Annotated in this window: 20 protein-coding genes; all 20 read left to right on the top strand. The window is 45.4% G+C overall.

What is annotated here, in order from left to right; translation table 11 throughout:
* The first annotated feature begins 232 nt into the window (after positions 1-232).
* The 20 genes from WS40_RS03825 to ftsZ all read left to right on the top strand — a co-directional run bounded on the left by WS40_RS03825 (position 233) and on the right by ftsZ (position 21134).
* Positions 233-538 (top strand): hypothetical protein, encoded by a 306-nt coding sequence (locus WS40_RS03825; protein ID WP_022288700.1) that lies wholly within the window; start codon positions 233-235, stop codon positions 536-538.
* 79 nt (positions 539-617) lie between these two features.
* Positions 618-782 (top strand): hypothetical protein, encoded by a 165-nt coding sequence (locus tag WS40_RS11385; RefSeq protein WP_301543629.1) that lies wholly within the window; start codon positions 618-620, stop codon positions 780-782.
* Positions 783-817: 35 nt separating this feature from the next.
* Entirely contained in the window at positions 818-1423 is a 606-nt protein-coding gene (locus WS40_RS03820; protein ID WP_046440329.1) for an L-2-amino-thiazoline-4-carboxylic acid hydrolase, read from the top strand.
* Between the two features lie 45 nt (positions 1424-1468).
* Positions 1469-3268 (top strand): HAD-IIIC family phosphatase, encoded by a 1800-nt coding sequence (locus tag WS40_RS03815; protein WP_046440327.1) that lies wholly within the window; start codon positions 1469-1471, stop codon positions 3266-3268.
* Complete coding sequence (locus tag WS40_RS03810) at positions 3261-3506, top strand: acyl carrier protein (RefSeq protein ID WP_022288344.1); 246 nt, start codon at positions 3261-3263, stop codon at positions 3504-3506. Before WS40_RS03815 ends, WS40_RS03810 begins: the two co-directional genes overlap by 8 nt.
* A 183-nt stretch (positions 3507-3689) precedes the next feature.
* Complete coding sequence (locus WS40_RS03805) at positions 3690-4253, top strand: hypothetical protein (RefSeq protein WP_022288345.1); 564 nt, start codon at positions 3690-3692, stop codon at positions 4251-4253.
* A gap of 19 nt (positions 4254-4272) precedes the next feature.
* Entirely contained in the window at positions 4273-4803 is a 531-nt protein-coding gene (locus WS40_RS03800; protein WP_038670519.1) for an inorganic diphosphatase, read from the top strand.
* Positions 4804-5566: 763 nt separating this feature from the next.
* Positions 5567-5995, top strand: coding sequence for a division/cell wall cluster transcriptional repressor MraZ (gene mraZ / locus WS40_RS03795; protein ID WP_038672904.1), 429 nt, complete (start codon positions 5567-5569; stop codon positions 5993-5995).
* Entirely contained in the window at positions 5995-6930 is a 936-nt protein-coding gene (gene rsmH / locus WS40_RS03790; RefSeq protein WP_046440325.1) for a 16S rRNA (cytosine(1402)-N(4))-methyltransferase RsmH, read from the top strand. Before mraZ ends, rsmH begins: the two co-directional genes overlap by 1 nt.
* A 73-nt stretch (positions 6931-7003) precedes the next feature.
* Positions 7004-7480, top strand: a complete 477-nt coding sequence (locus WS40_RS03785) for a septum formation initiator family protein (protein WP_046440323.1) — start codon at positions 7004-7006, stop codon at positions 7478-7480.
* A 155-nt stretch (positions 7481-7635) separates the two neighbouring features.
* Complete coding sequence (locus WS40_RS03780; protein WP_046440320.1) at positions 7636-9969, top strand: penicillin-binding transpeptidase domain-containing protein; 2334 nt, start codon at positions 7636-7638, stop codon at positions 9967-9969.
* A 25-nt stretch (positions 9970-9994) separates the two neighbouring features.
* Positions 9995-11443: a UDP-N-acetylmuramoyl-L-alanyl-D-glutamate--2,6-diaminopimelate ligase gene (locus WS40_RS03775; protein ID WP_046440318.1), complete on the top strand. Its 1449-nt coding sequence runs from the start codon at positions 9995-9997 to the stop codon at positions 11441-11443.
* Between the two features lie 132 nt (positions 11444-11575).
* Positions 11576-12937, top strand: a complete 1362-nt coding sequence (locus WS40_RS03770) for a UDP-N-acetylmuramoyl-tripeptide--D-alanyl-D-alanine ligase (protein WP_046440316.1) — start codon at positions 11576-11578, stop codon at positions 12935-12937.
* Positions 12934-13977, top strand: a complete 1044-nt coding sequence (locus tag WS40_RS03765) for a hypothetical protein (protein ID WP_325208399.1) — start codon at positions 12934-12936, stop codon at positions 13975-13977. Before WS40_RS03770 ends, WS40_RS03765 begins: the two co-directional genes overlap by 4 nt.
* Before the next feature lie 24 nt (positions 13978-14001).
* Complete coding sequence (locus tag WS40_RS03760; protein WP_046440312.1) at positions 14002-15228, top strand: FtsW/RodA/SpoVE family cell cycle protein; 1227 nt, start codon at positions 14002-14004, stop codon at positions 15226-15228.
* Positions 15229-15243: 15 nt separating this feature from the next.
* Complete coding sequence (gene murG / locus WS40_RS03755; protein ID WP_046440310.1) at positions 15244-16371, top strand: undecaprenyldiphospho-muramoylpentapeptide beta-N-acetylglucosaminyltransferase; 1128 nt, start codon at positions 15244-15246, stop codon at positions 16369-16371.
* Positions 16372-16399: 28 nt separating this feature from the next.
* On the top strand, positions 16400-17305 hold the full coding sequence (locus WS40_RS03750) for a hypothetical protein (RefSeq protein WP_046440307.1): 906 nt from the start codon (positions 16400-16402) through the stop codon (positions 17303-17305).
* 61 nt (positions 17306-17366) lie between these two features.
* On the top strand, positions 17367-18626 hold the full coding sequence (gene murA, locus WS40_RS03745) for a UDP-N-acetylglucosamine 1-carboxyvinyltransferase (protein WP_022288357.1): 1260 nt from the start codon (positions 17367-17369) through the stop codon (positions 18624-18626).
* 18 nt (positions 18627-18644) lie between these two features.
* Positions 18645-19748 (top strand): cell division protein FtsQ/DivIB, encoded by a 1104-nt coding sequence (locus tag WS40_RS03740; protein ID WP_046440304.1) that lies wholly within the window; start codon positions 18645-18647, stop codon positions 19746-19748.
* 255 nt (positions 19749-20003) lie between these two features.
* Positions 20004-21134, top strand: coding sequence for a cell division protein FtsZ (gene ftsZ, locus WS40_RS03735; protein ID WP_022288359.1), 1131 nt, complete (start codon positions 20004-20006; stop codon positions 21132-21134).
* The last annotated feature ends 221 nt before the right edge of the window (positions 21135-21355 follow it).

Genomic DNA, 21355 nt, shown 5'->3' with positions numbered 1-21355 from the left:
CACTAAGTCGCAGGGCTTGTACGTGCCCGCAAGTATCAAAACGCTTTCTACTTATCCCGAAAAGCACCCCTTTTGTTGCATAAAAAATGCAACAATTGCAGAAATGTTGCCAAATTAAAATATAAATCATTTGTTTGCACGAATTTGTGGGGCGAATTTTGTGCAGGGTGATGATAAAATGTTAGTTATCAGAAAATAAAAAATAGATGCTTTTGGCATAGGGGGTATGCTTATGAAGAAATTTTTGGCTATAGCGGCTCATGTTATCAGTGGTCTGGGAAATGACCTTTTGGGCTGGGTGATAATCATTAGCTTTGAGCTGACAGGCAGTGAGGGGAAGTTTCAGTACGGTGTTTTTCATTGGATAATTTTTGCTTGTGGTTTGATACATATTGCGGTGAGCGTGCTGTACAGTTTGTTGGTTTGGAAAAAGGGTACGGCGAATGGTCATGCTCTGTCGGGAAAAATTCTTGCAGTTTATGATATTGTTATGACGCTGGTACCTTATGTGTACTGGTTTGTGGTTTGTGTGCTGTAGGTTTGGGTAAGGCGAAACTAACGGACGAGGTTTGCCGTATGGCTTTGGATAATATGAGATAGGCTGGAGGTTGAGCGTTATGAAAAAATTTAGGACGGTGGCGGCTGTTGTTATCATGTTTTTTGCGGCGGTGGCAGGCTATTTTGTTGGGGCAGCATTGCAGGAGGAAATGGGCGGTGCGATACTGTTTGCGGTGATAGCCGGGTTTGCTTGCGTTATTTACAATATGGATAATCGGGAATAGAGTTGGCGTTGTTTAACGGATAGAAAGGTGAAAATATGGAAAATACGTTTAGTGTGAAGATGATATTTCACTTTTATCACAGTGTGGTAAAGGCGGAGCTTAAAAGGAGAGGCTTTCCTAAAGAGGTGGCTAAGAAGATAGAGGAAGAACATGGAAAGATAGTTGCGAGGGCTAAGGATATTGGTAAGTCAAAGCTTTTGAGTTCGTACATTATGGCGAGCTATTACATTGCGATGAACAGGAGCACCGGGAAGTCTGCGCAGGAGAATTACGAGATATTCCGTGACGGGCTTTGCGCTTCAAAGCTTTTTCACAAGGTAATGGGTGATGTGGACAGTTATCTTGACCCTAAGAAGATGCCAGGGCGTTTGAAATGGTCGGAAGACAGCCACAAGAGGTTATATGAAAACGACTGGGTGGTGGACATACTGCCGGGCAATGGTGAATATGACCTTGGGTATGATTATCACGAATGTGGGGCGTGCAAGCTTTGCAAGGACGAGGGGTGTCCTGAGCTGGCGGCTTACATATGCAGAATGGATTTTGTGCTGGCGGACATGATGAACATGAAACTCGTTAGGACGGGAACTATTGCTGAGGGTGCACCATATTGCGATTTTAGGTATAGCAGGAAGAAGTGATAGGCTCATAGGGGCTGAGAGTTATTTAAGAGAAGGTAAAAAAGAATGAAAGAGTTGGAGTATCCATTTGACAATGGGTTTATAATGAAAAAGAAAAGGTCGCTGAAAAGGCAGCTTTTGGGCGACGGAGCGGTGCGGCTGAAAAAGAGGGTGGCTGTGCTGGGCGGCTCGACTACGGACGATATCGTGTCGGTATTGGAGCTGTTTTTGCTTGACATGGGCTTTGAATGTGAGTTCTATCGATCGGAATACGGACAGTTCTGGCAGGACGCTGTGTTCTCAAACGAGGAGCTTGACCGCTTTAAACCTGATATCGTTTATATACACACGAGCCTTAGAAACCTCAGCTTTTCACCTACCCCCAGGTCGGGTGAAGAGGAGATAGAGCAGGGGTTGAACGCTGAGCTTGACAGGCTTTCTCAGGCTTGGGACGGAGTGAAAGAGCATTTCGGCTGTCCTGTGATACAGAACAATTTTGAGCTTCCGTTTTTCCGCCTTATGGGAAACATGGACGCTTCCGACAGGCGTGGAAAGGTGAACTTCGTCACAAGGCTCAATTCGGCTTTGTATGACAGGATAGCCCAGAGACCGGAGGTTTATCTCAATGATATAAACTGGCTGTCAGCGGCATATGGGCTTGAAAAGTGGAGCGAGCCGAAGTATTGGTATCTCTACAAATATGCTCTCAATATCGAGGCTATACCTGAGCTGGCTTTTCAGGTGGCGAATATTATAAAGGCTATCTTTGGCAAGAACAAAAAGGCGCTGGCTCTTGACCTTGACAACACTCTTTGGGGCGGCATCGTTGGTGACGACGGTGTGGAAAATCTCGAGATAGGCAAGGAAACGGCTGAGGCAATGGCTTATTTTGAGTTTCAGCAGTATGTTAAGGCGCACAAGGACTTGGGCGTGCTTTTGACGGTATGCTCCAAAAACGAGGAAGAGAACGCTTTGGCTGGGCTTTCCCACCCTGAGGGCGTGCTAAGGCCTGATGATTTTGTGGCGATAAAAGCCAACTGGCTGCCAAAGGACAAAAATATCGTTGACACGGCGGAGGAGCTTAACATTCTTTCTGAGGCGTTTGTTTTTGTGGACGATAACCCTGCGGAGAGGGAGATAGTCAGGGAACAGCTTGGGGGAACGGCTGTGCCTGAGATAGGGGAAGTCACGGACTACATAAGAGTGCTTGACCGTTCGGGATATTTTGAAACTGTTACGCTGTCGGAGGACGATCTTAAACGCAATGATATGTACAGGGCGAACGCTCAGCGTGCAAAGGCGCAGAGCAGGTTTGCGGATTATCATGATTATCTTTTGAGTCTTGAAATGACGGCAGAGATAGGGGATTTTTCGCCTTTGTATCTGCAAAGGATAACTCAGCTCACCAACAAGAGCAATCAGTTCAATCTCACCACAAAGAGATACACTGCGGAGCAAATGGAGGCGGTCTATAACTCTGATGAATACATAAGGCTGTATGGAAAGCTTTATGACAAATTCGGTGACAACGGCGTTGTGGCGGTGACTATCGGAAAGACAGACAGCGAGGACAAGGGCAGGCTTGATATCGAGCTTTGGCTGATGTCATGCCGTGTGCTGAAAAGGGATATGGAGCTTGCTATGCTGGATAGTCTGGTGGCACAGGCGAAAAAGCGTGGCATAAGAGAGATATACGGGCATTATTACCCTACGGCGAAAAATAAAATGGTGGCAGGGCTTTATGAAAGCTTCGGCTTTGAGAAGATATCTCAGGACGAAGAGGGCAACACGGCTTGGCGGCTTTTAGTTGAGGGGTATGAGGATAAAAATACTGTTATAAAGGTGAAGGAGGAGCATTATGCTTAGCAAGGACGAGATAATTGAAAGACTTGATGATGTTTTCAGAGATGTTTTTGATGATGATACTTTGGAGGTGGACGAGAACACCACGGCTGATGATATCGAGGATTGGGACTCTATCGAGCATATCACTCTTATCGGTGCGGTGGAAGACGAGTTCAAGATGAGGTTCAAAATGGGCGAAGTTTCGGGTATGAAAGATGTGGGCGAGATGATCGGCATTATTGAGCAGAGAGGCAAGTAATAGGCTGTTTGTGACATATGCGTGAGAACGCTGTTCTTTTTCTGAATTTTGTGATTTATAGCGGCGGTATGGCTGAAAGGCTGTACTGCCGTAAACTTTTAATGTAAATTCATAGGTTATACTTGAAATATCTGCGAAAATGGTTTATACTATTGGTAATAAAACTATTTTACGGAGGATATTATGGAAGATAATTTTACCCTCTGTCAGGGCGTATCTGTGGGCGGAGCGGAAAAGCTGAGGTCCTGTTGCCACATTCAGGGGGATAATATAAGGGGTGTGCTGAGTTGTGACATCATGGCGAAGGTCGCCTGCGGTGTGATAGAGAAGCTCGCTGAGCCTATATTCTTCTTTCTGGAGCTTCCTGACAGCGAGAGAGATGGATACAAGACCTATTATCTTGATAACTGCACGAAAGAGGTCGCCCTTGCCATAATGAAGCGTTACGGCACTGTGCTTGTAAATGACGGAGTATCGAGATTTGGATTTGGCTCGCACAAGAATGACGAGGAGATATATTTCACAGACTATCAGGAATTTCAGATATACTCACGCAATCCAAAGAAGCTTGAGAAGCTTTTTGACAGACTTGGGATAGACGTTGTGGGTGAAGATGAAGTTGTAACACTGTGGGACTTGATAAACGAGGACAACGCCGGTTGTATCTCATGCGTTGAGGCGGACGGCGAAACGGTTTTTGACATACCTGAAAATCTAAAGTCTGAGGGTATGTACGAAGCTGAATGAAAATACAGGAGGAATGTACATGAACATCTGGCACGATATTTCACCAAAGGTGATAACAAAGGAAAAATTCACGGCAGTAATAGAGATACCAAAAGGCTCAAAGGTAAAATACGAGCTTGACAAGACCACGGGTCTTCTGAGAATGGACAGGATACTTTACACATCGACCCACTATCCTGCAAACTATGGTTTTATCCCTAGGACGTATGCAGAGGACGGCGACCCGTTGGACGTACTGGTGCTTTGCTCGGAAACGCTTGCGCCTTTGTCTTTGGTTGACTGTTATCCTATAGGCGTTATCTCCATGCTTGACAATGGTGCAGCTGACGAGAAGATAATCTGCATTCCGCTCAATGATCCTACATACAACATATATAAGGACATTTCAGAGCTGCCTAAGCACATTTTTGATGAGATGTGTCATTTCTTCTCGGTATACAAGGCACTTGAACACAAGGACACTGTGGTCGATGATGTTAAGGATCGTGAACACGCTACTGAGATCGTGGCGCAGTGTATCGACAGATACATTGAGAATTTTTGCAAGTAAATAACTGAGGCTTGGCGGACGCACCGGGGTGCGTCCGCTTTTTTACTGTATATTGTATTTCTACCCTTGCAGTTGCCTTTTTTGCCACTTTATTTTGCGGTTTTGTGCAATTTTACTATTATTTTTGGCTGTTTTAACGTTAAAAACCCTCTCTCATGCTCCATTCCTCTTCAAACTTTATTTTCTTTATCTAAGCAATGAAAATTTACAAAATCGGATAGTGTAATAATTAAATTAGAAAACAAATTTCCTTGTTACCGAATTTTAACCTTTTTGCGACACTATATTCTACCGTTCATCACCCTTCTTGCTTTTTCTGTCACAGCGTAAGAAATAATTGTGCTTTTTTTCGCAAAACCTATTGACGTATACTATATGTTGTATTACAATAACTTTATAAGGTCAATACGATGTGAATGTATGGGAGTTTTGCGGAAATATCTGCTATCTTTATACAGGTGCAAATGTTTAAAGTGCCACAAGATATTGTATGACGTAAAATTAATTAAAAGTTTACAAATTACAAGACGGTGACAAATTAAAAGGTGAAAGTTACAAAATCCCCCTAAAATCTCTCTTAAATTGACCAAGTGTCCAAGAAAAATCCCTTGCAAAAATTCACTTTGGGAAATATTACTGTTGCAATTTTCTATAATATAGTGTATAATTATTGTACGGTGGTTAAAAGTGCAAAAAAGTGGTGATGAGTGCTTCAAATGTGGCATTTCATTGCTTAACTCGGTCAAGGGAGGTGAACGGCTTGCTGGCGTGCTTGCTTAAAGGAACTTACAATCAGACTATGGACGCTAAGGGAAGAATGACTTTTCCTACTAAGCTCAGAGAGCTTATCGGCGAGCGGTTCATTGTAACTAAAGGTATAGACGGCTGTCTGTTCGTTTATTCTCTTGAGGATTTCGAGAAAAGAGCCGAAAAGATCAGAAGTCTGCCTATGGCTAAGGCGAGAGCTTTACAGCGAAGCTTTATGGCGTGGGCATGCGAGGTCGAGCCTGACAAGCAGGGCAGGATACTTGTTCCGCAGTCACTGAGAGAGGTGGCAGGGCTTGAAAAGGAGATCGTTGTGGCCGGAGTATCTGACAGATGTGAGATATGGGATAAAAAGCGCTGGGACGATTTCAACAGCAGCATTGATGATAACGAGCTTATGGAAGCTCTGGAAGGGCTTGATTTTTAATGGAATTTAACCACATTCCCGTACTGCTTGATGAGTGCTTGGAGGGTCTGAACATTCGACCTGACGGCATTTACTGCGACGGCACTGCCGGAGGAGCAGGACATTCGAGAGAGATCGCTAAAAGGCTTGACGGCGAAAAGGGCGGCAGGCTTGTGGCTATAGACAGAGATCCCGAGGCGGTGAAAACTGCGACTGAGCGGTTGGCAGGCTATCCTGCGACTGTTGTGAGAGGGAATTACTCTGAGATAGACGAGATATTTGAAAGGCTTGGCATAAGCGGTGCTGACGGCATTCTTATGGATCTGGGCGTTTCCTCTTATCAGCTTGACAATGCGGAGAGAGGTTTTTCCTATCACAATGACGCACCTCTTGACATGAGGATGTCAGGGGAGGGGCTTTCCGCTAAGGACGTTGTGAACGGATATGATTATCAGAACCTTGCGAGGATAATTTTTGAGTACGGCGAAGAAAAGTTTTCAAGAAGCATTGCTTCTAAGATAGTAAAATACAGAGAACAAAAACCGATAGAGACAACTATGGAGCTTGCCGAGATAATAAAAAGCGCAGTTCCGCAGAAGGCAAGGCGTGAGAAAAACCCTTGCAAAAAGACTTTTCAGGCTATCAGGATAGAGGTAAATAAGGAGCTTGAACATTTGAATATCGCTCTTGACAAGGCGTTCGATTGTCTTAACGTGGGCGGCAGGCTTTGCATAATCACTTTCCACTCGCTGGAGGACAGATTGGTAAAGCAGAGATTTCAGAGCTTCTGCAAGGGCTGTATATGTCCGCCTGATTTTCCTCAGTGCATATGCGGAAGAACGCCTAGGGGAAAGCTTGTGAACAGAAAGCCTATAGAGGCTGATGAAAAGGAGCTTGCGGAGAATAACAGAAGCCGCAGTGCTAAGCTCAGGGTGATCGAGAAGATCAAGGACTGAGTGAAATTTGTGTGAAATTGGGAATGTGTAAATAACGGGCTTGCCCGTGGATCGTGAGAGGTGTTTTACCGCAATGGCAAAGGTACATAACTTGGCATTTGATTACAGTGCCTATGACAACGCTCAGGAGGCGGAGGCTCAGAGAGCCATAAAATATAAGAAAAACCCTGCACTAAAGCAGAAAACCGTATCGGTAGTAGCTGTGATATGCATTTGTCTGCTGGTGGCTGTTGTTCTTGGAACGATGATATACGGCAGAGTCGAAATATCAAGCCTATGTTCTGAGCAGACCAGGCAGGAGGAACAGCTTGCTCAGCTTCAGGGAGAGAATGTAAGTTTACAGTCAGAGCTTGCTCAGAAGACCAATATGTCAAAGGTCGAGGAGTATGCTGAGAATGAACTGGGACTTAAAAAGCTGGATAAATCTCAGATAGAGTATGTAACTGTGGAGTCAGACTCGGTGGCAAAGGTGGTAAAGGCCGAGGACGACAATGTGTTCGTTAAGATAAAACACTGGTTCAGCTCTGTTCTGGAATATATCGGGGCTTAGTGAATAAAATAACTATGGGGAAAGTTAGGGACAAGATATTTGTGCTTAGCTTTCTTGTTCTATTAATTTGTATGTGTGAAAATATGATATTTGCCGTATTGTGCTAAATTATTGAAGATTTTGTATGTGCGGTGATGTCCTGAGAGGAGATATTTATGACCGACAGACCAAGTGCCAGAATGAAACAACGTCTGAATATTTGGCTGAGCCTGCCTGTGGCGGCGATACTTATATATACGGTTGCGACCATCTTTTCGGTGTCCATAAAGGATGGCAAGAAGTGGCAGTCCCTTGCAAACGCTCAGCAGCTTAAAAGCACGGCTGTTTCAGCGTCAAGAGGCACTATTTATGATTCAAACGGAACGGTGCTTTCTCAGAGCGCAACGGTCTATACTGTTTATGCAGACCCTCTTATGCTCAAAGAAAAGCTTGATGACAACGACAAGAAGATAGAGGAACTTAAAGGATATATAGCCAAAGAGGACGACGCGTCAAAGAAGGCTACATATCAGCAAAGACTTGACGCAACGAAATCAGGGGACGAATGTCTTGACGAGCTTGTGGAGTTTTTGGCACTCAATCTTGAGATAGACACTAACACTGTGAGAGAAAAACTCACTAAGACGGATACTCAGTACATCGTGCTGAAAAAAGAGGTGGAAAAGACCGTTTCCACGGCTATCGAGGATAAGCTCACGGAGCTTGGCATTGACGGCGTAAGGTGCGACCCTACCACAAGACGACTTTATCCACAGAATACTCTTGCTTCTGTTGTTCTTGGTCACACGGACTATGAGGGCAACGGCATATATGGTCTTGAAGCTTACTATGACGATTATCTCAGCGGAATTGACGGCAGGATAATCACTGCAAAGGCAAGCGACGGAACTGAGATACCATACAGATACAAGCAGAGCTATGACGCTCAGGACGGCGACGATCTTAATCTGAATATCGACGCCAACATTCAGTATATCCTTGAAAAAGAGCTTGCAAAGGCAGTTGAGGAAAATCAGCCTACTGACAGAGCCTGCGGTATCATAATGAATCCTAAGACAGGTCAGATATACGCAATGGCGACTTCTGATCCTTATGACCCTAATGAGCCTGCGGCTATCTCCGATGAAAAGACGGCGGCGGAGCTTGCGGGGCTTGATGAAGATTCAAACGATTACAAGCAGAAACAGCTTGACGCATGGTCCCTTCAGTGGAAGAACAAGGCGGTTTCAGAAACATACAATCCGGGTTCTGTATTCAAGGTCATAACAGGCGCTTCGGCTTTGGAAGAAAAGGCTATCACTCTTAATGATACTTTTGGCTGTGGCACTCAGATACAGGTGGAGGACACGACTTTCCACTGCTGGTCAACTACCGACCACGGTTCGCAGGATTTTGCCCAGGCAATGCTAAACTCATGTAACCCTGTATTCATTCAGATAGGCATGAAGCTTGGCTCTGAAAAGTTCTGTCAGTATTACAATGCGTTCGGTTTCAACGAGCTGACAGGTATCGACCTGCCTGCGGAATCAAATTCTATCAGTATGCCGCTTAGCAACATGGGCCCTGTTCAGCTTGCTTCATCTTCATTCGGTCAGACAAATAAGGTAACACCGATACAGATGATAACAGCTTACTCGGCGGCTATAAACGGCGGTTATCTTGTTACACCGCAGGTAGTGAACAGTATAACTGACGAGAACGGCAACATTGTAAAGAAAATGGACACTGTTGTAAGACGTCAGGTCATTTCTGAGGACACCTCCGCTTCTATGAGAGAGATACTCGAGGGCGTTGTTGAAGGTCAGCCTGGCTCTAACTGCTATATAAAGGGATACAGGATAGGCGGTAAGTCGGGTACTTCACAGAAAATGGACGAGGACTCCACCGGTCAGACGTATGTTTCTTCATACTGTGCATTTGCTCCTGCTGACGATCCGGAGATAGTAATGCTCGTAATGGTAGACCACCCGACGGGCGAGAAATTCTACGGAAGTCAGGTGGCAGCACCTATATGCGTGAACGTGCTTTCAGACGTTCTGCCTTATGTGGGGATCTTCCCTGAGTATGACGAAAACGAGCTTGCAGACTTGCAGGTATCAGTACCTAGCGTTCAGTATTATACTGTTGAGGAAGCCAAAAAGACACTTGAAGATCTTGGACTTGAGGTCAAGGTCAAGGGCGAGGGCGACACTGTTGTTAAACAGACGCCTGTTGCCGCAAAGATAGAGCATGGCGGCTCAGTCGTGCTTTATACAGAAGCAAACGCCAAGGAAGAAACTGTTACTGTGCCTGAACTTAAAGGACTTACAAAGGAGCAGGCAAGGGCTACGCTTGATATGTATGGTCTTAACTTGACGGCAGAAGGCTCAGGCTATGAGGAGGAGGGTGCAGTTGCACAGTCCGATCAGAGCGTGGGAGCAGGACAGAGCGTTCCAATGGGAACGGCTGTGTCGGTAACATTTGCAGTGACCTCGGTAGGCTCACAGTAAGAAACCATGATAAGGAATGATAATTATGAAACTATATGATATCATAAAGGACGTTGCGAAAACTTCTCTGCCTGATATGGAGATAAGCGACGTCACAAGCGACACAAGAAAGGCTGTCAAGGCAGGCTCGATGTTCGTGTGCATAAAAGGAAAGACCTTTGACGGACATGACGCTGCTAAGGACATGATAGAAAAGGGCTGTGCGGTTGTAGTCTGCGAAAGAGATTTGGGGCTTGACTGTCAGATAATCGTGGAGAACACAAGAGAGGCTTTCCCTCTGCTGTGTGCGGCATTTTTCGGTCACCCTGAAAGGGAGCTTACTCTTATCGGTGTAACAGGCACTAACGGAAAGACGACTATCACAACTGTTATAAAGAAGGTGCTTTCTTCATTCGGCTGTAAGGTTGGTCTTATCGGCACTTGTCAGAACGAGATAGGCGACGACGTTTATCCTACTGCAAGAACGACTCCTGAGCCTTATGACCTTTATGAGCTTTTCAGAAAAATGGCTGATGAGAAGTGCGACTATGTTGTTATGGAAGCTTCCTCGCAGGGCTTGGAACAGAAAAGACTTTCAGGCTGTCATTATAAGGTAGGCGTTTTCACTAACCTGACGCAGGATCATCTTGACGTTCACGGTACGATGGAAAATTACTATCAGGCTAAGAAGATACTTTTCACTATATCTGACAACGCTATCATCAATATAGACGATGAATACGGCAGAAGATATCTCAAAGAGATAAGCTGTCCTGCGAAAACTTATTCATGCTGTACAAAGGCTGATTTCAGAGCAGAGGATATACTGCTTTCAGCAAGCGGTGTGAAGTATGTTTTCACTGACGGAAAGATAAAGCACAATGTTTCATTCAATATGCCTGGACTTTTCAACGTTTCAAACTCGCTGGCTGTTATCGCCTGCTGTGAGACCCTTGGATTTGATGTTGACAAGACTATCAGAGCTTTGGGTACTATGCAGGGCGTAAGAGGAAGAGCGGAGATAGTTCCGACGGGCAGAGATTTCACTGTTATATGCGACTATGCTCATACTCCTGACGCACTTGTGAACGTGCTTTCGGCTATAAAGAACAGTGCAAGCGGAAAGGTAAAATGCCTTTTTGGCTGCGGCGGAAACAGAGACGCTTCAAAGAGAAGCCTTATGGCTGCGGCTGCGGCGGACAATGCTGATTTTCTTATCGTCACTTCCGACAACCCGAGGAATGAAGATCCGCAGGATATTATAAACGACGTTCTGGTAGGTCTGGAGGGCAAGACGACCCCTTACATAACTATCGTTGACAGGCGTGAGGCTATCCACTGGGCTATACATCATGCGGAAAAGGACGATATCATCGTGCTTGCCGGCAAGGGTCATGAGGATTATCAGATACTTGCAGGTGGTGTGAAGATACATTTTGACGAGAGAGAAGTCGTTGCGGACGCTCTTAAAGAGCTTGAAGCTGAGGGCAGATAAGAGAAAAATGTAGGGGGTGAACAGTGTTCGCCCGTGATATGCAAAGCGGCTGTGGGCGGTTTTGCGATAAAGATATATTTATAAGAAAAGGGAAAGGAGATACTGCCGAGAAATTGGCGGATAAGAATTAAAATGGAAAAATTAAGCTTACAGGAGATAATATCGGCGGTTCATGGAAGCTACGGCTATCCTGCTGACGTTGAAATTTCCGATATCTCCACCGATACGAGAACAATAAAGCCAGGCTCGCTTTTTATTGCACTAAAGGGTGAGAATTTTGACGGACACAACTTTGCCGCAAAGGCTATGGAGCTTGGTGCGGAGGCTGTTGTCACGGAAAGACCTGTGGAGGGTGCAAGATGTATGATCGTTGACTCCACTGCAAGGGCATTGCTCGACATTGCAGGGTATTACAGGTCTAAATTCGATGTTAAGGTAGTTGGCGTAACAGGAAGCGTGGGAAAGACCACCACTAAGGATATGATAGCCCTTGTTGTGGCGCAGAAATACAAGACACTGAAAACTCAGGGCAACCACAACAATGAGATAGGTATGCCGCAGACACTTTTCGGTCTTGACAGCAGCTATGAGGCGGCTGTTATCGAAATGGGTATGTCACATCAGGGCGAGATATCGAGAATGTCAATGTCATGTCAGCCTGACGTGGCTGTTATAACTAACATTGGCATTTCACATATTGAAAATCTCGGCACGCAGGAAAACATTCTCAAGGCGAAGCTTGAGATACTTGACGGTGCGGCTTATGACGCTCCGCTGATACTTTGCCGTGATGATAAATTGCTTGCAGGGGTGCAGTTACATTCTGACAGAAAGGTTTATTACTATTCTGTATCAAAGAAGGACTGCGATGTTTATGCAAGCGGTGTTAAGACTGTTGACAACAGCATAACATTTACTATAAACTATGCAGGCGGAAAGATAGCCGCCCAGATAAACTGCTTGGGCGAGCATAATGTAAAGAACGCTCTTGCGGCATTCTGCGTGGGTCTTGCACTGGATATACCGCCTGAGGATATCGTAAAGGGTATTGCTCAGTTCAAACCGGAGGGTTTAAGACAGAATGTTACCGTCATTGACGGAGTTACATATATAGTTGACTGCTACAATGCTGCGCCTGACTCAATGAAAGCGAGCCTTTCGGTGCTTTCACAGGCACAGGCGGAGGGCAAGCGCATTTGCGTGCTTGGAGATATGCTGGAGCTTGGCAAGAACTCAAAGACCTATCACAGAAATGTGGGAGAGTATGTTGCGGCTTCAAAGGCTGACCTGCTTTACTGCTTTGGCGAGGACTCAAAGTGCTATATAGAGGGTGCTGAGAAAAAGGGCTTTGCAAAGGAAAATTGCAGGCACTTTGAAAGCAGAGATGACCTTGCGGCCGCTTTGAAGGAGATAGTTTCAAAGGGCGACGCTGTGCTTTTCAAGGGAAGCAGAGGAATGAAGCTTGAAGAAGTGTTCAATGCACTGACAAAATGAGTTGGAGCGTGCAGGCGGTGATACTGGGGTGTGAAATGGTGCTGGGATATGTTCTCGGCAGAGTGTTCATACCATATTTCCGCAGGATAAAAACAGGCAAATTCGATTTTTATATAGGCGACAGGTTCGCAAAGGACGGCTCTGAGCCGAAATTCGGCGGAGTTGTCATAATGCTCTGCGTTATATTCGGCATTGTTACGGGAGTTATATTTTATGACTCGCAGGCGGTGCTGAGTTTTGAGAACGGAGAGTTTTCAAGGCGTGTGTTTATCGCTCTGGGCGGAGTTTTGATGCTCACGGCTATCGGGCTTTCGGAGGACTATGTTAAGGAGAAAAAGCTTGGCATAGGCATGAAGCCTCTTTACAAGATATGTATGGAGTATCTTATATGTCTTGGTGTATGCGTGGGACTTAGATACTGCGGAGGAGTGCAGACGGCTGTGCTTATGCCTTTTCACTTGGGCTATGTGCAGTTCGGCAGGCTTTTTTATCCGCTTTTTCCGCTGTTTATGACAGTGGGGATAAACATGGTGAAGATACACGATTGCGCAGGCGGTAAGACCGACACGGGTACTGACGGGCTGTGTGCTGTAACGGCTTTGATATTTTCGGCAGGGCTGTCAAGCGGTCTTGCGGCAGGGGCAGGCTCTGACGCCGCTCAGCTTTTTGCTGTTTGCACAATGGGTGCGGCAGGAGGTTTTCTCTTTTGGGGGTGCAGTCCTGCGAAGCTTTATTTGGGCGAGTCGGGTGCGCTGGCGCTTGGTGGTCTTATGACTATGGCGGTGCTGCTTTCGGGAGAATATTTCGTTTTCCTGCTGGCAGGTGCGGCGGTGGTAGTTGACGGAGCTTGTGGGCTTTTGCAGTATATCGTGTTTAAGATAAGAAAAAAGCTGCTTATGAAAGGTTACACGCTTCATGAGCATTTGCAGAAAAAGGGTCATGGGGATCACGCCGTGATCGGGATATTCGCTGTGATATCTGTGGCAGGGGCTGCGGCGGCGATAGCATTTTCGATATATTCGGGAAAGTTTTTCATATAGAGATTTTGTTGGGAGGTTGTTTGTTTGGCTATAAGAGGTCCTAGACGTGAACGTGACGGAAGCATAGTGTATAATAGTCACGTTCCTCTTAAACAACCTGTGGCACAGGCAAAAAGAAAACATAGATTCAGATTTATACTTACGGAGATAGACAAGCCGTTTTTCATTCTTGTAATGGTATTGCTTGTATTCGGACTTCTGATGATGTTTTCTGCAAGCTATGCGTGGGGTCTGAGTGAATATAACGATGGATATTATTATCTGGTGAGCCAGCTCAAGTCTGCCGGACTTGGTCTTCTTCTGATGTTTGCAACGAGCTATCTTGATTATCACTTCTTTCAGAACACTAAGATAGCATATATTGCGTTTATCGCCACATATCTTCTTACGTTTTATACAGCTCTTTTCGGAATAGACGTTGCCGGTGCAAGGCGTTGGATACAAATAGGTCCGATCAGCTTTCAGCCGTCGGAGCTTTTGAAAGTAACGTTCATTATTATTTTCGCATACATAATGTCGGTGAATTATCCTAAGTTCAAGGATTGGAAATTCTGCGTTATACCGTTTACTGTGATAATGGGTGCGGTGGCACTGGTGCTTGTTTTGCAAAGGCATATGTCGGCGGTAATGCTGGTGGGTATCATAGGCGTGTCTATGATGTTCATAAGTGGTATGCCGAAAAAAACCTTCTGGAAATTTATCGGTGTGTGTGCTGTTTTCGGGGTGCTGCTACTGATATATAAAATGGCGTCAGGGTCGGGATTTTCTTACATCTCAGAGCGTATACAGAGCTGGAAAAATCCTGAATCCGACCCTAGCGGAACGACTTTTCAGACTTATGAATCCCTGCTGTCTATAGGCTCGGGCGGCTGGTTCGGACTGGGCTTTGGAGAGTCAAGGCAAAAATACTATCTGCCTGAGTCGCAAAACGACTTCGTTTTCGCTATTATCTGCGAGGAACTTGGCTTCGTGGGTGCAATGGTAGTGGTACTGCTGTTTGTGCTTTTTATAATCGAGGGCTTCATGATCGCTTCAAGAAGCAAGGATCGTTTTGGTATGCTTCTTGCGGCTGGTATAACAATACAGATAGGCTCGCAGGCACTTTTCAATATTATGGTAGCCTGCAACGCTTTCCCTAACACGGGTATTTCACTGCCGTTTTTCAGCTACGGTGGTACTGCACTGATGATACAGCTTGCAGAAATGGGTATCATGCTCAACGTTTCACGTCAGTGCATCAAAAAAAAGTAAAGAGGTATTAGTTCTATGCTCAGAGTTTTACTTGCAGGCGGAGGTACGGCAGGTCATGTAAATCCTGCTCTTGCCATTGCGGAGATCATAAAAAAACATTATCCTGACGCTGAGATAAGCTTTGCGGGAAATCCTGAAAAGCTTGAAGCAAGGCTCGTGCCTGCGGCAGGATATAAGTTCTATCCTATAAAGATAGAGGGCTTTCAGAGAAAGCCTAACTGGGTAAATCTCAAAAGAAATATCCATGCGGCAGGGTGTCTTGTAAAGTCAGGAAGCACTGCAAAGAAGATAATAAAGGAAGCAAGACCTGATCTTGTTATAGGAACCGGAGGATATGTTTCAGGACCTATAGTTAGAAAAGCCGCTAAAATGGGCATAAAGACGGCTATTCACGAGCAGAACGCTTTTCCGGGCGTGACAAACAAGATACTTGCAAAGTCTGCGGACGTTGTTTTGCTCACTGTGAAAGAGGCAGAAAAGTATATGCCCGAAAATGCTAAGACGGTGGTGACAGGTCTGCCTGTAAGGGGAGCTTTCAACACCATGTCAAAGTCGGAGGCTAAAAAACAGCTTGGCTTTGATGAAAATGAAATATGTGTGCTTTCAACAGGCGGAAGTCTGGGTGCGAGAGTGCTTAATGAGAATATCGCAAAGCTTTTGAAATGGTATCAGGACAATGATGTTAAGGTGTGTCATATACATTCCTACGGCACTTATCAGGGCTATAAGGACTATCCTGAAAAGCTGGAGGCTATGGGTATAGATATCAACAACAGCAGACGTATCATAAAGGATTATATCAATATGCCTGTGGCAATGGCTGCGGCTGACCTTGTTATATCAAGGTGCGGAGCAGCTTCGCTGGCGGAGCTTGAAGCAATGGGCAGAGCTTCTGTGCTTATCCCGTCGCCTATGGTGGCTGAAAATCATCAGTATTACAACGGCATGGTATTGCAAAACGCAGGAGCAGGCTTTGTTATCGAAGAAAAAGACTTGACGGAAAAGCTTTTCATCGATACTGTAAAGGGGCTTATAGAAGACCCTGAGAAGCTCAGACAGTGCTCGGAAAACGCTGCAAAGCTTCATGTTGCCGATACTGAGGACAGGATATTCAAGGCTTTAGAGCCACTTATTAAGGGATAAGGAACGTAAAATTTAAGGGGATAAAATAATGGATAAGAATTACAGACAGTATAACAAGAGGGCTTCAATGGACAGCATTGAAGTGCCTGATGTTGACAAGATAAAAAAGCTGTCAGATAAAAAGTTCAAGGGCAGCGGAGTGAACCGCACCGCCGACGAGATTTTTGACGGAGAAAAGTTCAACAAGGCAGGGGAGTTCGACCGTGCCACAAAGACTTACGATGACCCTACCAAGCACAAGGAAGAGGACGATGAGGACGATTTCCTTGAGGACGCTGCGGCTATGCCTGCGCAGGCGGCGAAAGGTCTTAGCAAGGGAGTAAAGGTGGGAGATTCATATGTAAAGCGTAGCAAGATAATAAAGACAGTTGTGGCTGTTATTATCGTGCTTGTGCTTATGGTGTTCTTCTTCCCACCGCTGTTTTTCAACGACGCAGACAAGAGCGTGGTTAGATATGATGACAACGTGTTCAAAACAATGGGTATGACGGATTTTAAAACATATGCGCTGTCAAATTATTCTGTATACAACGAAGAAGCTTTTGGTTCTGAGTTGAGTTCAAGCTACCGTTTTGCAGATATAGTGTTCAATATCAAAAACCCGTCTCCTTTTGAGATAAAGATACCGCAGTATGAGATCAGCCATGTTTCTTCTGAATATGACAACGCGGTATGCTATGCGACCAGCGTTACAACAAACAGCGACGGCGAGGTCATAGGCGACACTGTTCCTCCGTTTTCCAGCAAGGAGGTCACTGTAAGGATACTTGTGAATATTACTGATATGGACGATAGTACGTTTGACGATTGCGTTACCGGCATGATACTTTCAACTAAGGATATGAAAAAGAAGATAGGCAAGGACTCCTATCTGCCTTGTTTGCCTGCTTTTATGCCTGTTTCAAACGCTACAGAGATATATATCAACAAATAGCTTTAACCTATATGGGCGGTCCTGCATAAGATAAGTCAAAACCTTAAAAGGAGCGACGCTTATGCAACGGCTTATCATTCAGGGAGGAAGCAGGCTGAACGGAGAGATAACCGTTCAGGGAGCAAAAAACGCAGCTCTGCCGCTGCTGGCAGGGTGTGTTCTTATAAACGGAGAGATCAGGCTACATAACTGTCCTGCACTTTCGGACGTATTTGCGGCTTGTCGCATTCTGTCGGTGCTTGGGGCAAGGTGCAGCCGTGAGGACGGCTGTGTTACTGTGGACGCAAGGGGTGCTGTAAAGACCTTTGTGCCAGATGAGCTTATGAGAGAGATGCGTTCGTCTATCGTTTTTCTGGGAGCTGTTCTTGGAAGAACAGGTGAATGCAGGCTGTCATTCCCGGGAGGGTGTGAGCTTGGTCCGAGACCTATAGATATGCACCTGTGCGCACTTAGAAAAATGGGCGTCAGGATAAACGAGGAGTATGGCGTGCTTAGCTGCACCTGCCCGAGAGGGCTTAGAGGGGCTAGGATAGACCTTTCGTTCCCCTCTGTGGGAGCGACTGAGAACATCATGCTTGCGGCTGTTCTGGCAAAGGGCGACACGGTGATATACAATGCGGCAAGAGAGCCTGAGATATGCGATCTTGCGGAGTTTCTGAACTGCTGCGGTGCAAAGATAAGCGGCGCAGGGGGCGGAACGATAACCATAAGCGGTGTGGAAAAGCTACACGGCTGTGAGTACTCTGTCATGCCCGACAGGATAGTTGCGGCGACTTTTATGAGCGCGGCGGCGGCAACAGGCGGTGAGATAGGTCTGCTTGGGGCAAGGGCAGGGGATATCCGTGCGGTCATACCTATATTTGAGCAAATGGGCTGTCAGGTATTTCTATATGAGGACAGGATATTTATAAAAGCACCTAAACAGCTAAAAGCTGTGCGGACGGTGAGGACTATGCCTTACCCGGGATTCCCTACGGACGCTCAGGCGATAGTCACGGCGGCACTTGCTAAGGCAAAAGGCACCAGTGTGGTGGTGGAAAATATTTTTGAAAACCGCTACCGCCATGTTGACGAGCTTGTGAGAATGGGTGCGGATATAAAGACAGAGGGAAAAGTGGCTGTTATCGAGGGCGTGAAGGAGCTTTACGGAGCAAAAGTCCGTGCGCCTGACCTTAGAGGCGGTGCGGCGTTAGCTGTGGCGGCGCTTTCGGCAGAGGGAGAAACATCTCTCACTAATATAAAGCTTATGGACAGGGGCTATGACTGCATTGAAAATGCTTTTACGCTTCTGGGTGGAAACATAAAACGTGTAAATTACTAGCAGTTAGGAAAGAGGAAAATGAACGGAACTTACAAGGAAAACAGAATGAACTCACAGCGGCCTGCGGCACGTCGGCAGACAGTGAATATGCGCAATGTGTATGTTGCCAGCTTTTTTGCGGCTGCGGCGCTGCTGCTGGTGCTGAGTATGTTTTTGTTTTTTAATGTGTCGGAGATAAAAATAGAGGGCGTTACCCTTTACGAGCAGGATCAGATCCTTGGCGTGGGCGGCGTTTCAACGGGACAAAACCTTGTGAGGACGAATACGGATATAGTTGAAAAGCGTTTGAAAGATACTCTTGTGTATCTTGATGATGTCAAGGTCACAAAGAAATTTCCGTCAACACTTGTTATAACCTGCACAGAGGCCGAAAAGGCGGCTGATATCGAGTATAAAAATTCATACTATGTGCTGTCTGCTTCGGGAAAGATACTTGAAACGAAAAATCCTGCTCCGACAGGGGATATACCTGTTGTAAAGGGCTTTGAGCTTAAAAGCCTTAGTCAGGGCGACAAGCTTGCTTCTGAGGATTCATTTAAGGCGGATATCCTTAAAGAGCTTCTGAATGATCTTCATGACCTGAAATTTAAAAATATAGACTCTATTGACCTGACCACCCGTTCGGATATTAAGCTTATGTATGACGGCAGGCTTGAAATAAAGCTTGGAAGCTCAGTGGATATGGAATACAAGCTTACATATCTTAAGGCGGTAATTGACAAGAGCATTACTGACGATTACGAGGGTACTCTTATTTACAATGGTGCTGACAGCGGCATTTCGGCTATTCCGAAATCGCAGGACGAGTCGTCAAAACCTGACGACACAAGTTCTGCAAAGCCAGATGACAGCAGCAGTGCGGTATCGGCTGATACTAATATTGATGACGGCAACACATGGGACGGTGATAACTCATGGTCAGGGGACGATAGCCAAGGCTACAGCGACGATACCAACGCATGGGACGGCAATGATGATGCTGACAATACAGGCACAGATCAGTGGACAAACGAGAACGGAAACACCGACTGGGAATATGATAACGGCGGCGATCAGGGCTATACCGACAATGGATATGCTGACAACGGCTATGTGGACGATCAGACGAACACAGATTGGTAGGGGTCAGGATAACTAATTGTATAGTATACACAAATGAAACTGAAAAATCAGTCGTTTTATTGATAATTAATAAAAAATTTATAATGGTTTCATTTAAGTTCTTTACTTTTTGACAAAAGTATGATAATATATTATTGTATCTATTTATGTGCATATTCGGCACATAGGCTTTTTTGCATTTTATTTTTGATTTGATAAATTGATATGTAAAAATACGGAGAAGTATGAAAATTCGCTTTTAGGAGGAGTTCTATTATGGGTTACGAGTATGTTGAAGAGCCAGTCGTAGGCGCAAAGATCAAGGTAATCGGTGTCGGTGGCGGCGGTGGAAACGCACTTAACTGTATCGCACAGGCCGGTATCGAGGGAAATGTTGAATATATCGCTGTTAATACTGATATCCAGGCACTGCATAAGTCAGCTGCACACACACAGATCCAGATAGGTGAGAAGCTTACTCACGGTCTGGGCGCAGGTGCAAAGCCTGAGATCGGCGAGGCTTCCGCTCAGGAAAGCAAGGACGAGATCGAGAACGCTATCAAGGACGCTGACATGGTATTCATCACAGCAGGTATGGGCGGTGGAACAGGTACTGGTGCTGCACCTGTAGTTGCTGAGATCGCACAGTCACTTGACAAGCTCACTATCGCAGTTGTTACAAAGCCTTTCAAATTTGAGGGCGCTAAGAAGATGGAGAGAGCAGAGAAGGGTATCGAGGCTCTTATCAAGCACGTTGACGCTCTTATCGTTATCCCTAACCAGAACCTTATCACAAACGAGATGCGCCTCACTATGAAGCAGTCTTATGCTATCGCTGATGAAGTTCTTAAGACAGACGTTATCGCTATCGCTGAGATCATTACAAGACATGATGAGATCAACGTTGACTTCGCTGACGTTACTACTATTCTTAAGGGCGCAGGCAGAGCGCATATTGCTATCGGTCACGGCGAGGGCAAGGATAAGGTACAGGATATCATCAATCAGGTAATTTCTTCTGACCTTCTTGAAACTTCTATCAAGGGTGCGAGAAGACTTATCGTAAACGTTACAATGAGCGAGGATCTCCTTATCAGCGATATGGACGAGCTTACTGCTGCTATAGCAGACGCTGCTGACGATAACGTTGAGATCATCTTCGGTAACGGTACAAATCCTGATACCAAGGACGCTATGGACGTTACTGTTATCGCTGCTGACTTTGTTGACAGAGATGACGTTCCTGAGGCTGCTGCACCAAAGGCTGCGACAACATATACTGCAAATTTTACTCAGAAGGCTGACGACGCAAAGGCTGACGCTGAAGCGATGCACAAGGCTGGCGTTAAGGCTGCTGATAATCCAAATTATTACGACGATATCTTCAATATCTTCAAGAACAAGTAATAATGCTTTCAAAGGCGGATCGGCGTTTACGCTGTCCGCCTTGTTTGAACCAAAATCGGAAAACGTTTACATAATCGAAGAGGTTTTCGTATTCTCAGAAAATTATCATGATATTGAAAATTTTTCGCAAAAGCACTTGAAATCTTACGGAAAATTTGATATAATTATTCTGTGATAAATATGATTTTAAGACATTTTGTATAAATTTCAGTTGCTATTTT

This window comes from Ruminococcus sp. N15.MGS-57 (assembly GCF_000980385.1).
Taxonomy (GTDB): domain Bacteria; phylum Bacillota; class Clostridia; order Oscillospirales; family Ruminococcaceae; genus Hominimerdicola; species Hominimerdicola aceti.
This window is presented reverse-complemented; position numbering and strand designations above follow the sequence as displayed.